The sequence below is a fragment of the Mycobacterium sp. WMMD1722 genome (assembly GCF_049315205.1).
GTDB lineage: Bacteria > Actinomycetota > Actinomycetes > Mycobacteriales > Mycobacteriaceae > Mycobacterium.
This window is the reverse complement of sequence record NZ_CP186056.1, coordinates 1,347,919-1,362,966: the sequence shown is the minus strand read 5'-3', so window position 1 is coordinate 1,362,966 and position 15,048 is coordinate 1,347,919. Positions and strand designations below refer to the sequence as shown.

The window sequence follows — 15,048 nt, the reverse complement described above, 5'->3', positions numbered from 1 at the left end:
GACGGTGACGGCCATCATTTAGCCTCAAAGGTCCAAGGGTCAGTCACATGCTGCGACAACAGGAGATGCCGGTGTCCGTGCAGGGGTCCAATGCCGTGGATGACGATCTGACCGCCGGGCTGCAGCAGTGGCGTACCGGGGTGTCCGCGGTGCTGGCCAAGAGCATGCGGCGCGATCCGGCCGACCTGCCGGCCGAACCCGAACGACTGCTCGATTCGCCCACCTACGAGGGCTTCCCCATCCGCCCGCTGTACACCGCCCTCGACGCGGCGCCCGAACCTCCGCTGCCCGGCCGCTGGCCGTTCGTCCGCGGTGGCGATGCGCTGCGCGATGTCGTGGCCGGCTGGAAGGTCGCCGAAGTCTTCCCCGCCGCATCCGCGACCGCCGCCGAGGCCAACGGCGAACTGCTTCTCGCCCTTACCGAGGGGGTCAGCGCACTGGTGTTGCGCCTCGGCGACGGCGGGGTCGTCCCGGCCGACCTGGACCGCCTGCTCGACGGCGTCTTCGTCGACCTGGTGCCGGTGCAGGTGGATGCGGGCGCCGACTTCGCGGCCGCCGCGCAGGCCGTCCAGACCCGGCTGAGCGGCCTCGACGCCGACCAGCGTCAGCGGCTGTCGGTGGACCTCGGTGCCGATCCGCTGACCGCCCCGCTGACCGGCCGCCCCGCCCCGGAGCTGGCCGAGGTGATCGCCACCGCCGCCGAGCTGGCCGGTTACGGCGGGCACGTCCGGGCCGTCACCGTCGACGGTGCCGCGCTGCACAACCGCGGCGCCAGTGCGGTGTGGGAGCTCGCCGGCGCGGTCGGCGCCGCAGTGGCCTATCTGCGACTGTTCACCGAATCCGGGCTCTCCAGCACCGACGCACTGGCGCAGATCAGCTTCCGGTTGGCCGCCGACGACGACCAGTTCATGACCATCGCGAAGCTGCGCGCCCTGCGGCTGCTCTGGGCCCGGGTCGCCGAGGTCGCCGGTGCCCCCGATGCCGGCGCGGCCACCGTGCATGCGGTGTCGTCGCTGGCGATGATGGCCCAGCGCGACCCCTGGGTGAACATGCTGCGCACCACCCTGGCGGCGTTCTCGGCCGGTGTGGGCGGCGCCGACACCGTCCTGGTGCATCCGTTCGACGTCGCGATCCCGGACGGCCACCCCGGCACGTCGCGGTCCTTCGCGCGGCGTATCGCCCGGAACAGCCAGCTGCTGCTGCTCGAGGAGTCCCACATCGGGCGCGTACTCGACCCGGCCGGCGGCTCCTGGTTCGTCGAGGACCTCACCGCCCTGATCGCCGAGCGGGCCTGGGCGCTGTTCCAGGAGATCGAACGCCGTGGCGGATTCGCCGCGGCCCGCGAATACGTCGCGGCGCAGCTGGCCGAGGTGTCGGCGCAGCGCCGCGACGACATCGCCCACCGGCGCACCGCGCTGACCGGGGTCAACGAATACCCCAACCTGGGCGAGGAGCCGCTGCCGGCCGGCGAGACGCTGACCGGCGTGGCCCGCTACGCGGCCGGTTTCGAGGAACTACGCAACCGGTCCGACGCCCATCTGGCGCGCACCGGCGCGCGCCCGCAGGCCCTGCTGCTGCCGCTGGGGCCGCTGGCCGAGCACAACATCCGCACCACGTTCGCGGCCAATCTGCTGGCTGCCGGTGGCATGGAGGCGGTCAATCCGGGTCCGCTGGACGCCGACGGTGTGGCCGCCGCCGTCGCCGCACTCGGGGCCACCCCGGCCGTCGCGGTCGTCTGCGGCACCGACGCCCGCTACGCCGGCGAGGCCGCCGCGGTGGTGGCGGCCGCGCACGAGGCCGGCATCGAGCACGTCTGCCTGGCCGGGCCGCAGAAGGCGGTCGCCGAGACGGATCCGCAGCCCGACGACTTCCTCACCGCGAAGATCGACGCGGTCGCAGCCCTGTCCGACCTGCTGACCCGATTGGGGGCCTGAGCATGACCGCCGCTGAAGAGACCGCCGTCCTCGGCAGTTTCGCCGACGTACCACTGCACGGCGAGCGCCCCACCGACCCGGTCACCGACGCGGCGGTCGACGACTTCGTCGCCGCCGCGGCCGCGGCCCACGGCTACACCCCCGAGCAGGTGCAGTGGCCGACCCCCGAGGGCATCGACGTCAAGCCGGTGTACACCGCTGCCGACCGCGACGCCGCGGTCACGGCCGGCTATCCGCTCGACAGCTTCCCGGGCGCGGCGCCGTTCGTGCGCGGGCCGTATCCGACCATGTACGTCAACCAGCCGTGGACCATCCGGCAGTACGCCGGGTTCTCCACCGCCGCCGAGTCCAACGCCTTCTACCGTCGCAACCTGGCCGCCGGGCAGAAGGGGCTGTCGGTGGCCTTCGACCTGGCCACCCACCGGGGCTACGACTCCGACCATCCGCGGGTGCAGGGCGACGTCGGCATGGCCGGGGTGGCGATCGACTCGATCCTGGACATGCGTCAGCTCTTCGACGGCATCGACCTGTCGACGGTGTCGGTGTCGATGACGATGAACGGCGCGGTGCTGCCGATCCTGGCGCTCTACGTGGTGGCCGCCGAGGAACAGGGGGTGCCGCCGGAGAAGCTCGCCGGGACCATCCAGAACGACATCCTCAAAGAGTTCATGGTCCGCAACACCTACATCTATCCGCCCAAGGAGTCGATGCGGATCATCTCCGACATCTTCGGCTACACGAGCGCGAAGATGCCGAAGTTCAACTCGATCTCCATCTCCGGCTACCACATCCAGGAAGCCGGGGCGACGGCCGATCTCGAGCTGGCCTACACGCTGGCCGACGGCGTCGAGTACATCAAGGCGGGTCTGGACGCGGGCCTGTCCATCGACAAGTTCGCCCCGCGGCTGTCCTTCTTCTGGGGCATCGGGATGAACTTCTTCATGGAGGTCGCCAAATTGCGCGCCGGCCGGCTGCTGTGGAGCGAGCTGGTCGCCGAATTCGCACCGCGCAACGAGAAATCGCTGTCGCTGCGCACGCATTCGCAGACCTCGGGGTGGTCGCTCACCGCGCAGGATCCCTTCAACAACGTGGCCCGCACCTGCATCGAGGCGATGGCAGCCACCCAGGGCCACACCCAGTCGCTGCACACCAACGCCCTCGACGAGGCGCTGGCGCTGCCCACCGACTTCTCGGCCCGCATCGCGCGCAACACCCAGCTGCTGCTGCAGCAGGAGTCCGGCACCACGCGGCCGATCGACCCGTGGGGCGGGTCGTACTACGTCGAATGGCTGACCCATCAGCTGGCGACCGCGGCCCGCATGCACATCGGCGAGGTGGTCGCCCACGGCGGGATGGCGCAGGCCATCAGCGACGGCATCCCCAAGCTGCGCATCGAGGAGGCCGCCGCCCGCACCCAGGCCCGCATCGACTCCGGCGCGCAGACCGTGATCGGCGTGAACAAGTACCAGGTCGAGGAAGACCACGAGATCGAGGTGCTCAAGGTCGAGAACAGCCGGGTGCGCGCCGAGCAGCTGGCCAAGCTGGAGAAGCTGCGCAGCGAGCGCGACGAGCAGGCGACGCAGGCCGCGCTGGCCGAGTTGACCCGCGCCGCCGCGGCCACCGGCCAGGCCGGCGAGGACGGGCTCGGCAACAACCTGCTCGCGCTGGCCATCGACGCGGCCAGGGCGCACGCCACCGTCGGCGAGATCTCCGATGCGCTGGAGCAGGTCTACGGCCGCCACGTCGCCGAGATCCGCACCATCTCCGGGGTGTACCGCGACGAAGCCGGGACGGGGGACCACATGGCCGAGATCACCACCGCGACCGAACTGGTGGAGAAGTTCGCCGAGGCCGACGGCCGCCGCCCGCGCATCCTGGTCGCCAAGATGGGCCAGGACGGCCACGACCGCGGCCAGAAGGTCATCGCGACGGCGTTCGCCGACATCGGTTTCGACGTGGACGTCGGCTCCCTGTTCTCCACGCCCGACGAGGTGGCCCGCCAGGCCGCCGACAACGACGTGCACGTGGTGGGGGTCTCGTCGCTGGCCGCCGGACACCTCACCCTGGTGCCGGCGCTGCGCGACGCCCTGGCTGAGGTGGGCCGCCCCGACATCATGGTGGTCGTCGGCGGTGTGATCCCGCCCGGCGACTTCGAGGAGCTGTACGCGGCGGGCGCGGCGGCCATCTTCCCGCCCGGCACGGTGATCGCCGACGCCGCCAAGGGGCTGCTCGAGAAGTTGGCCGACCGCCTCGGCTACACGCTGAACTAGATGAGCCGACCGGTCGACGAACTCGCCACCGCCCTGCGCGACGGGGACCGCACGGCGCTGGCGCGGGCCATCACGATGGTGGAGTCGACGCGTGCCGATCACCGGCAGCGGGCCCAGGAGCTGCTGCTCGAACTCATGCCCGAAGCCGGTTCGGCCATGCACGTCGGCATCACCGGCGTGCCCGGGGTGGGGAAGTCGACCACCATCGAGGCGCTCGGGATGTATCTGATCGAGCAGGGCCACCGCGTCGCGGTGCTGGCCGTCGATCCGTCGTCGACGCGGACCGGCGGATCGATCCTCGGCGACAAGACCCGGATGGCCCGGCTCGCCGTGCACCCCGACGCCTACATCCGTCCCTCACCGACGTCGGGGACTCTGGGCGGGGTGGCCAAGGCGACCCGCGAGACCATCGTGCTGCTGGAGGCGGCCGGATACGACGTGATCCTGGTGGAGACCGTCGGGGTGGGGCAGTCCGAGGTGGCCGTGGCCAACATGGTGGACACCTTCGTCTTCCTCACCCTGGCGCGCACCGGCGACCAGTTGCAGGGCATCAAGAAGGGTGTTCTCGAACTGGCCGACATCGTGGTGGTGAACAAGGCCGACGGGCCGCATGCGGTGGAGGCCAAGGCGGCGGCGCGCGAATTGACCGCGGCGCTTCGGCTGATCTATCCCCGCGAGACCCTGTGGCGCCCGCCGGTGCTGACGATGAGCGCGCTCGAGGGCTCGGGTCTGCAGGAACTGTGGGACACGGTGTGCCGGCACCGCGACGTGCTGACCGAGGCGGGGGAGTTCGACAACCGCAGACGCTCCCAGCAGGTCGAGTGGACGTGGTCGATGGTGCGGGACGCCGTCCTGGACCGGGTACTCGGCCACCCGGACGTGCGCCGGATCCGCGCCGAGGTCGAACGGCAGGTGCGCGAGGGTGAGCTGACCCCGGCGCTGGCGGCCCAGCGCCTGCTCGACGCCGCGGATCAGCGGCTAACGACTCGGTAAACGCGGGTTTTATTAGCCCGTCTCAGCGGTACATTGACGTGGTGACGATGCAGTCCAGCCGAGCCCGCGCTGCGGTGCTTCCCCACGGTGTCCAGGGCGCGGCGGACACCAACTTCTCCTGCACGCTGCGCGGGTTCTCGCAGTTGTTCCCCGGTCGGCGCTACGGCGGCGGAGCGCTGTCGATCTATCTGCACGGCGACCCGGTCGTCGACGTCTGGACCGGCTACCGCGACCGGCGCGGCCGCGACTATTGGACCGCCGACACCGGCGCCATGGTCTTCTCGGCGACCAAGGGGATGGCCTCGACGGTCATCCATCGGCTGGTCGACCGCGGGCTCATCGCCTACGACCGGCCGGTGGCCGAGTTCTGGCCCGAATTCGCGGCCAACGGCAAGGCGGAGATCACCGTCCGCGACCTGATGTGTCACCGTGCCGGGCTGTCCCAGCTCAACGGCGTCGGCAAGGCGGATCTGCTCGACCACGTCGCCATGGAGGCGCGGCTGGCGGCGATGCCGGTGAACCGCTTCCTGCACGGGCACTCCGCCTACCACGCCCTGACCTACGGCTGGCTGATGTCGGGGCTGGCCCGGGCGGTGACCGGGCGGGGGATGGCCGAGCTGATCCGCACCGAACTCGCCGGACCGCTCGACACCGACGGGCTGCACCTCGGGCGTCCCCCGGCCGGGTCCGCGACGCGTGCGGCGCAGATCCTCGCGCCGCAGGGCACGCTGGCCAATCCGGTGTTCAACTTCGTCGCCCCGAAGGTGGCCGCGCTGCAGTTCTCCGGGATGTTCGGCTCGATGTACTTCCCGGGCATGAAGGGCGTCGTGCAGGGCGACACCCCGTTCCTCGACGCGGAGATCCCCGCGGCCAACGGCGTGGCCACCGCCCGCGGCCTGGCCAAGATGTACGCCGCCATCGCCAACGGCGGCAGCGTCGACGGCGCCGAGCTGCTGTCGCCGGAGGTGGCCTCCGGTCTGACCGGCAAACCCAATCTCCGGCCGGACCGCAACCTGGGCATTCCGCTGGCCTTCCACCTCGGTTACCACTGCCTGCCGTTCGGCGTGATGCGCGGTTTCGGTCACATCGGGCTCGGTGGTTCCACCGGATGGGCCGATCCGGTCTCGGGTCTGTCGATCGGTTTCGTGCACAACCGGCTGCTCACGCCGATGCTGCTGGACATGGGTGCCATCGCGGGTCTCAACGTGCTGATCCGTCGCGATGTGGCTCGCGCACAGCGGCGCGGATACCGGCCGGTCGCCGAACAGGGCGCTCGCTTCCGGGCCGCCAAGCCGGTCGCGGGTTAGCCGTCACCGGGCGGTCGCACGGTCGTCGCGGGCCCCGGCCGGGCTGACCGCGCGAGTCCGCCCCAAGATTTTTCCCGACAATTTTCCGGCGCGCGGGGCGTCGCACGCCTCCCGACGAGTCCGCTGCGCGTTTGCTGCGGGCCTGCAGGCCGTAAGTGGCGTTACCCGGTGGACTGTTGCCACATTCGCGCAGCGAGCGGCCCGCCGGAGCCCGTGGGGGGCGTCCGCCGGCCGGGCGACGGCCGGCTCGTACACCGCGCCGCACGGCCGGTGTGCGCTCTGTGCAGGCACTACCGCGGCCTCTAGTCGGTGCTTTGCATCACATCCGGAACCTGCTCGAGGGCGCACAGGCGACTCACAGGAAACAAAAATAACGCCTGCGCAAGTTTGCTGATAGACGCGTCTGCGGTGAACCTGAGAGTAAGCCAAGAGGAACCCAAGACTTAGGTAAATGCCCGGAATCAAAAAAGGCGCAGGTCAGAGCGAAATCGCTGCGCGAAACTGCGATTTCGGCGTGTTTCATGTAACATTTCGGCGGCAGATATTGAACTAGCAATGATTAGGCGGAATTTGCTCGTATAGATTCTGCGGAGTCGGACCGGCGACCGCTGGTCCGGCTCACCACCGACTCGGACCACAGTAGTCCGGAGCGAGGCGCACGGAGCACCCACACCGGCGCCACGATCCGTCACTATCGGGTCCGCCGTCAGTACAGGTTTACCCGGTCGGAAGAGGTTTGCAGCAGTGGTCGAGGTACCGGTCACCCCCGTCGCCGTCATCGGTATGGGCTGCCGGCTTCCGGGCGGAATCGACTCACCCGATCTGCTGTGGGACGCGCTGTTGCGTGGTGAGGACTTCGTCACCGAGGTTCCGCTGGACCGCTGGGATGCCGACGACTACTACGACCCCGAACCGGGCGTGCCCGGGCGCTCGGTGTCCAAATGGGGCGCCTTCCTCGACGACGTGGGCGGTTTCGACGCGGGGTTCTTCGGGATCAGTGAACGTGAGGCGACGGCCATCGACCCGCAGCATCGCCTGCTGCTGGAGACCGCGTGGGAGGCCGTCGAGCACGCCGGGGTGGATCCGGGTGCCCTCTCCGAATCGCGGACCGGTGTCTTCGTCGGGATGACGCACGGCGACTACCAGCTGCTCGCCGCCGATGCGCACGCGATCGAGGGGCCCTACGGCTTCACCGGCAACAACTTCAGCCTGGCGTCCGGCCGTATCTCCTACGCCCTGGGGCTGCGCGGCCCCGCCTACACCGTCGACTCCGCGTGCTCGTCGGGCCTGTTGGCGGTGCACATGGCCTGCCGGAGCCTGCACGACGGCGAGAGCGACCTGGCCCTGGCCGGCGGCGTCTCGCTCACCCTCGAACCCCGCAAGCTCTCGTCCGGATCGGCCCAGGGGATGTTGTCGCCCACCGGCCGCTGCCACGCGTTCGACGCCGACGCGGACGGCTTCGTCTCCGGCGAGGCCTCCGCGGTGCTGTTCCTCAAGCGGCTGTCCGACGCCCAGCGCGACGGTGACCGGATCCTGGCCGTCATCAAGGGCACCGCGGCCAATCAGGACGGCCACACCGTCAACATCGCGACCCCGTCGCGGGACGCCCAGGTCCAGGTCTACCGGGCCGCCCTGGCCGCCGGGGGCGTCGATCCCGCCACCGTCGGCCTGGTGGAGGCGCACGGCACCGGCACACCGGTCGGAGACCCGATCGAGTACGCCAGCCTGGCGGCGGTCTACGGCACCGCCGCGCCCTGCGCGCTGGGCGCCGCCAAGACCAACTTCGGCCACTCGCAATCCGCGTCGGGAGCGGTGGGGCTGATCAAGGCGGTGCTGTCGCTGCAGCACGCGGTGGTCCCGCAGAACCTGCACTTCCACCGCATGCCCGACGAGATGGCGCGGATCAAGACCCAACTCTTCGTCCCGACGGAGACCACCCGCTGGCCGCATCCGGAGGCCGACCGACGCCGCGCCGCCGTCTCGTCCTACGGCATCTCCGGCACCAATGTGCACGCGGTACTCGAACAGGCGCCCGATCCGCAGAACCCCGGTGGCGCCGCACCGGCCGAGCGGTCACAGCTGTTCACGCTGTCGTCCACCTCACCGGACGAGCTGCGCCGCACCGCGGCCCGCCTCGCCGACTGGGTCGACGCGCGGTCCTCGGTCGATCTGCGCGATCTCGCCTACACCCTGGCCCGCCGCCGCGGGCACCGTCCGGTCCGGGCGGCGGTCCTGGCCAACAGCCACGAAGGTCTGATCAAGCAGCTCCGGGAAGCCGCCGACAGCGACTTCCGCCATCACCCGTCGGTCGCCGCCGGTGATCGCGGCCCGGTCTGGGTGTTCTCCGGACAGGGTTCCCAATGGGCCGGTATGGGCCGGGGGCTGCTGGACAGCGAGCCGGTGTTCGCGGCGACGATCGCCGAGCTCGAGCCGCTGATCGCCCGCGAGTCGGGGTTCTCGGTGACCGAGGCGATGTCGTCACCGGAGAAGGTCACCGGCATCGATCGGGTGCAACCGACCGTCTTCGCGGTGCAGATCGCCCTGGCGGAAACGCTGAAGGCCCACGGTGTGCGCCCTGGCGCGGTGATCGGCCATTCGATGGGCGAATCGGCCGCGGCCGTCGTCGCGGGCGGGCTGTCGGTGTCCGACGGCGTCAAGGTCATCTGCCGACGGTCCCGGCTGATGGCCCGGATTGCCGGCTCGGGCGCCATGGCCTCGGTGGAACTCCCCGCCCAGCAGGTGCTCTCCGAACTCGCCGCCCGCGGCGTCACCGATGTGGTGCTGTCGGTCATCGCCTCGCCGGAGTCGACCGTCGTCGGCGGCGCCACCGAGTCGATCCGCGACCTCATCGCCGAATGGGACCGCCGCGGGGTGATGGCGCGCGAGGTCGCCGTCGACGTCGCCTCCCATTCGTCGCAGGTCGACCCGATCCTCGACGAGCTGACCGAGGTCCTCGACGACGTCGAAGCGCTGGACCCGCAGATCCCGTATTACTCGGCCACCCTCTACGACCCGCGCGACATCCCCGAATTCGACGCCTACTACTGGGCCGACAACCTGCGCCACGCCGTCCGCTTCTCCGCGGCGGTTCAGGCCGCGCTGGAGGACGGTTACCGGGTGTTCGGCGAGCTGTCGCCGCATCCGCTGCTCACCCACGCCGTCGACACCACCGGACGCAGCCTGGACATCGGCCTGTCCACCCTGGCCGCGATGCGCCGGGAGCAGGAGATGCCCGACGGGCTGCTCGGCTTCGTCGCCGAATTGCACGCCGCCGGCGGCGAGGTCGACTTCGCCGTGCTGTACCCGGAGGGCCGGCTGGTCGATGCGCCGCTGCCGACCTGGACGCGCACCCATCTCATGCTGACCCGCGACGGACAGGACCAGGGCGGCGCCGTCGTCGCGGTCCATCCGCTGCTGGGCGCCCACGTCCGCCTGCCCGAGGAACCCGAACGGCACGTCTGGCAGGCCGATGTCGGCACGGCCCACCAGCCCTGGCTCGGTGACCACCAGGTACACCGCGTGGCCGCGCTGCCCGGCGCGGCGTACTGCGAGATGGCGCTCACCGCGGCGCACGCGGTCTTCGGCGAGGGGTCCGAGGTCCGCGACGTCAGCTTCGAGCAGATGCTGCTGCTCGACGAGCAGAGCCCGGTGTCGGCCGTGGCGACGGTCAAGCGCCCGGGAACCGCGGAGTTCATGGTCGAGACCTTCGATCAGGGCGACGTGGCCCGCCGCACCACCGCGGTGCTGCGCGCCGCGGGCACCCCGGCCGCCGACACCCCGGCCGCGGCGGACATCGACGCACTGCTGGCGGCCCACCCGGACCGCACCGAAGGTGCCGCGCTGCGGAACTGGTTCGCCGCGCGCGGTATCGACTACGGATCGGCGTTCTCCGGTCTGGTGGCCACCAACACCGCCGACGGAGCCGACACCGTGCTGGCCGAGGTGACGCTGCCGGGCTCCATCCGCTCCCAGCAGTCGGCCTACGAAATCCATCCCGCCCTGCTCGACGCGTGCTTCCAGGCCGTGGCGGCACACCCCACCCTGGCCGCCGACGTGACGGGCACGCTGATGCTTCCGCTGGGGGTGCGCCGCATCCGCATCCACGGCTCGACGCGGCGCGCCCACTTCTGCCATGTGACCGTGACCAGCATCGGTGCCGCGGCCGTGGAGGCCGACCTCGACGTCCTCGGCGAGGACGGTGCGGTGCTGCTCACCGTCGAGGGTCTGCGGATGGGCACCGGCTCGACGGCGGGCGGCCATCGTGACCGCCTGCTCGACGACCGGCTGCTCACCGTCGACTGGCGCCCGCAGGACGCGCCCACTCCCGGCCACATCGACACCGCCCGGTGGTTGGTCATCGACACCGGTGCCGACGCGTTGGCCAGTCGCCTGGCGCTGGCCCTGAACCGGGACGACGTTGCGGTGTCGACGGTCGCGTGGCCGGTCGACGGCGACGAACCGACCGCGGCGCTGGCCGATCCGCACACCGGCGTGGCCATCGTCGTGGGCGAGCCCGGCGCGCATCGCGACGACATCCCGGCCCGCGGCGCCGCCCATGTCCGCCACCTGACCCGCATCGTGCAGCAGCTGACCGCGCTGCCCGGTGCCGCCCCGCGGCTGTTCGTCCTGACCCGCGACGCCGCGACCGTGCTGCCGACCGACTCGACATCATCGGCGGTCAACCTCGAGCACGCCGGTCTGCGCGGCCTGCTGCGCTCGGTTCACCTGGAGCATCCCGAGCTGCGGATCACCCAGATCGACCTCGACCGGGCGACCGACGTCGCGCTGGTGGCCGATCAGCTGCTGTCGGGCTCCGGTGAGGACGAGACGGCCTGGCGGGACGGCCGCTTCCATGTCGCCCGCCTCAACGCGGCGCCACTGCAGGCCGACGGCCGCCGCCACACGGTCGTGGACCTCGACTCCGGTGGGGTCCGTCTGCAGATCCGCACGCCCGGCGACCTGGAGTCGCTCGAGCTGGTCGCCTTCGACCGGACCGCCCCCGGACCGGGTCAGGTGGAGGTCGCGGTCGCGGCGTCGAACCTCAACTTCGCCGATGTCCTGGTCGCCTACGGCCGCTATCCGAGCTTCGAGGGCCGCATGCCGCGCCTTGGTGCCGACTTCGCCGGCGTGGTGACCGGTGTCGGGGCCGGGGTGACCGACCTGCAGATCGGCGACCGGGTGGCCGGTATCTCCGCCGATGGCGCCTGGAGCACCTACGTCACCTGCGACGCCAACCTGGCGGTCACCTTGCCCGACTCGCTGCCCGCCGAACAGGCGGCGGCGGTGCCCAGTGCGCACGCGACCGCCTGGTACGGGCTACACGATCTGGCCCGCATCACCTCGCGGGACAAGGTCCTGATCCACTCGGCGACCGGTGGGGTCGGTCAGGCCGCGGTGGCGATCGCCAAGGCCGCCGGTGCACAGATCTATGCCACCGCGGGCAGCCCCGAGCGGCGGAAGCTGCTGCGCGACTGGGGGATCGAGCATGTCTACGATTCCCGCAGCACCGCGTTCGCCGACGAGATCCGCGCGGATACCGCCGGCTACGGCGTCGACATCGTGCTCAACTCGCTGCCCGGAGCCGCGCAGCGCGCCGGACTGGAGCTGCTGTCCTTCGGCGGACGCTTCGTCGAGATCGGCAAGCGCGACATCTACGGCGACACGAAGATGGGCCTGTTCCCGTTCCGCCGCAACCTGGCCTTCTACGCCGTCGACCTGGCGCTGCTGACCCTGACCAACCCCGATGTGATGCGGCGCCTGCTGGAGACGGTGTATCAGCAGATCGCCGATGGCGTACTCCCGCTGCCGGAGACGACGCACTATCCGCTGCGCGACGGCGCCACCGCCATCCGCGTGATGGGCGCCGCCGAGCACACCGGCAAGCTGGTGCTCGACGTCGAGCACACCGGGCGGACCGATGCGGTGGTGCTGCCCGAGGACGCGACTCCGTTCCGCGCCGACGGCGCCTACGTGATCACCGGCGGCCTGGGTGGACTCGGGCTTTTCCTGGCCGAGCGGATGGCCGCGGCCGGTTGCGGTCGCATCGTCCTGAATGGCCGGTCGGCCCCAACCCCCGACGGCCTGCGCGCGATCGAGCGCATGCGTGCCGGCGGTACCGAGGTGGAGGTGTCGCTGGGCGACATCGCCGACGCCGCCACCGCGACCCGGTTGATCGCCGCCGCGACCGCGACCGGGCTGCCGGTGCGCGGGGTGCTGCACGCCGCAGGTGTGGTCGAGGACGCCACCCTGGCCAACATCACCGACGAACTCGTCGACCGGGACTGGGCGCCGAAGGTGTTCGGGGCGTGGCATCTGCACCATGCGCTGCGCGCCAACGGTGCCGACGCCCGGCTGGACTGGTTCTGCTCGTTCAGTTCGGCCGCCGCGATGGTCGGCTCACCCGGGCAGGGCGCCTACGCCGCCGCCAACAGCTGGCTGGACGCCTTCACCCACTGGCGCCGCGCCCAGGGGCTGCCGGCCACCGCCATCGCCTGGGGTGCCTGGGCGGAGATCGGCCGTGGTCAGACCCTGGCCGAGGATGCCGCGATGGCGATCCTGCCCGACGACGGCGCACACGCTTTCGACGTGCTGCTGCGCCACGACCGCGCCTACACCGGATATGCACCGGTGGCCGGTGCGCCGTGGTTGTCGGCGTTCGCCGAGACCAGCCCGTTCGCCGAGGCGTTCAAGTCGATCGGGCAGACCGCGGGGAATTCGAGCGCGTTCCTGACCGACCTGCGCACGCTGCCCCGCGAGGAGTGGCCGGGCCGGCTGCGCAAGCTGGTCTCCGATCAGATCGGGGTGATCCTGCGCCGCGCGGTCGATCCGGACCGACCGCTGTCCGAGTACGGGCTCGATTCGCTGGGCACGCTCGAGGTGCGCACCCGGATCGAGACCGAGACGGGCATCCGAATCGTCTCGACGGACATCACCACCGTCCGGGAATTGGCGCAGCGCCTGGCCGACACCCTGGCCGGTGAGGCGGGGACGGCGCCACCGCCGTGACGTACCCGCACAGCCCGGCCGACGCCGTCGTCGGCCATACGCACGCGAAGACAAGGAGTCGCTGATGGTGGCGATGAAATCGATCCAGGACTGGATCGGCACGCCGGGCACGCTCATCTCGTGGGATCCGTCGGCCGCCTCCGCGGCCAAGATGGCCGACGCGCCGATCAGCGACGTCCCCGTCAGCTATCAGCAGGAACAGCACATCCGGGCCTACCGCGAGCACGTCGAGCAGGGAACCGACATGGCGCGGCTGCTGATCCCCGCGTGGGATATGCCGGGGCGCTGCGACACCCGGGCGATGACGCATGTCATCAACGCCTATCTGCGCCGCCACGACACGTACCACAGCCGGTTCGAGCTGACCGAGGACGACCGGGTCGTGCGCCGGACCGTGCGCAACCCCCGCGACATCAAATTCGCCCCGACCGACCACGGCGAGGTCACCGCGGCGCAGTGGCGCGAACATGTGCTGGCCACCGCGGATCCGCTGCAGTGGAATTGCTTCAGCTTCGGGGTGATCCAGCGGGCCGATCACTTCACCTTCTACATCAGCGTCGACCACGTGCACACCGACGCGATGTTCATGGGTCTGGTGCTCGTCGAGATCCACATGATGTACGCGACCCTGGTCGGTGGCGGCGCACCGCTGCAGCTGCCCGAGCCGGGCAGCTACGACGACTACTGCGTGGCCCAGCACGACTACACCTCGGCCCTGACCCCGGGCTCCCCGGAGGTCGCCGAATGGATCGAGATCGCCGCGCGCAACGGCGGGTCCAAGCCCCGTTTCCCGCTGCCGCTGGGCGATCCGTCGGTGCCCTGCTCGGGTGAGCTGATGACCGTGCGGCTGCTGGACCGCCAGCAGAGCGAGCGCTTCGAGGCGTCCTGCGCGGCGGCCGGGGCCCGGTTCATCGGCGGCGTCTTCGCCTGCGGTGCGCTGACCGACCTCGAGTTCAGCGGTAATCCGGACTACTACATCATCACGCCGACCACCACCCGTGGCACCCCCGCGGAGTTCATGACCACCGGCTGGTTCACCGGCGTCGTCCCGGTGACGGTCACCGCCGATCCCGCGGACTTCGCCGCGACCGCCCGGCACGCACAACAGTCCTTCGACGGTGTCCTGCACCTGGCGCACGTCCCGTTCGAGCTGGTCGTCGAGCTCGGCGAGTCGGCCGGCATCCGGCACCCGGATCCGGGTGTGCCGATGCTGTCCTACCTCGACGCCGGACTGCCGCCGCTCTCACCGCAGGTGATCGCCCAGTGGGAGGCGATGAACGGCAAGCTCTACACCGATGCGCGCGCGGCGTTCCAGGTCGGCCTGTACGTCAACCGCACCGAGCGCGAGACCACCCTGACCGTCTGTTTCCCGGACAACCCGGTGGCCCGTGAATCGATCGAGCGCTATGTGCGCGCCATGCAGGCCTGGTTCCTGCGGGTGGCCGACGGCGAGACCGCCGCGGCACCGCTGACCACCGCCGCCCACGGTGCCACCCGCAGGCAGCGCAGCGAATTGGTCCCCGTAGTCGGACGGTGAGC

Annotated in this window: 6 protein-coding genes; all 6 read left to right on the top strand. The window is 70.9% G+C overall.

Annotated elements, in window-relative coordinates; translation table 11 throughout:
* Positions 1-65 precede the first annotated feature (65 nt).
* The 6 genes from mutA (at position 66) to ACN27E_RS06265 (ending at position 15,046) form a co-directional block, all read left to right on the top strand.
* Entirely contained in the window at positions 66-1,934 is a 1,869-nt protein-coding gene (gene mutA, locus ACN27E_RS06290) for a methylmalonyl-CoA mutase small subunit (protein ID WP_422749669.1), read from the top strand.
* 2 nt (positions 1,935-1,936) lie between these two features.
* Positions 1,937-4,204 carry a methylmalonyl-CoA mutase gene (scpA, locus tag ACN27E_RS06285; RefSeq protein WP_422747478.1) on the top strand — a complete coding sequence of 756 codons (2,268 nt, stop codon included), beginning with the start codon at positions 1,937-1,939 and terminating at the stop codon, positions 4,202-4,204.
* Positions 4,205-5,197 carry a methylmalonyl Co-A mutase-associated GTPase MeaB gene (meaB, locus tag ACN27E_RS06280; protein WP_422747475.1) on the top strand — a complete coding sequence of 331 codons (993 nt, stop codon included), beginning with the start codon at positions 4,205-4,207 and terminating at the stop codon, positions 5,195-5,197.
* 47 nt (positions 5,198-5,244) lie between these two features.
* A complete protein-coding gene (locus tag ACN27E_RS06275; protein ID WP_422749667.1) occupies positions 5,245-6,504 on the top strand; it encodes a serine hydrolase domain-containing protein in 1,260 nt (419 codons plus the stop codon).
* A 744-nt stretch (positions 6,505-7,248) separates the two neighbouring features.
* Positions 7,249-13,509, top strand: coding sequence for a sulfolipid-1 biosynthesis phthioceranic/hydroxyphthioceranic acid synthase (gene pks2 / locus ACN27E_RS06270; protein ID WP_422747473.1), 6,261 nt, complete (start codon positions 7,249-7,251; stop codon positions 13,507-13,509).
* A 64-nt stretch (positions 13,510-13,573) separates the two neighbouring features.
* Positions 13,574-15,046, top strand: a complete 1,473-nt coding sequence (locus tag ACN27E_RS06265; RefSeq protein ID WP_422747472.1) for a condensation domain-containing protein — start codon at positions 13,574-13,576, stop codon at positions 15,044-15,046.
* The last annotated feature ends 2 nt before the right edge of the window (positions 15,047-15,048 follow it).

Coding starts and splice junctions, on each gene's coding strand:
- mutA (WP_422749669.1), top strand. CDS start 66: ATGCCGGTGTCCGTGCAGGGGTCCAATGCCGTGGATGACGATCTGACC.
- scpA (WP_422747478.1), top strand. CDS start 1,937: ATGACCGCCGCTGAAGAGACCGCCGTCCTCGGCAGTTTCGCCGACGTA.
- meaB (WP_422747475.1), top strand. CDS start 4,205: ATGAGCCGACCGGTCGACGAACTCGCCACCGCCCTGCGCGACGGGGAC.
- ACN27E_RS06275 (WP_422749667.1), top strand. CDS start 5,245: ATGCAGTCCAGCCGAGCCCGCGCTGCGGTGCTTCCCCACGGTGTCCAG.
- ACN27E_RS06265 (WP_422747472.1), top strand. CDS start 13,574: ATGGTGGCGATGAAATCGATCCAGGACTGGATCGGCACGCCGGGCACG.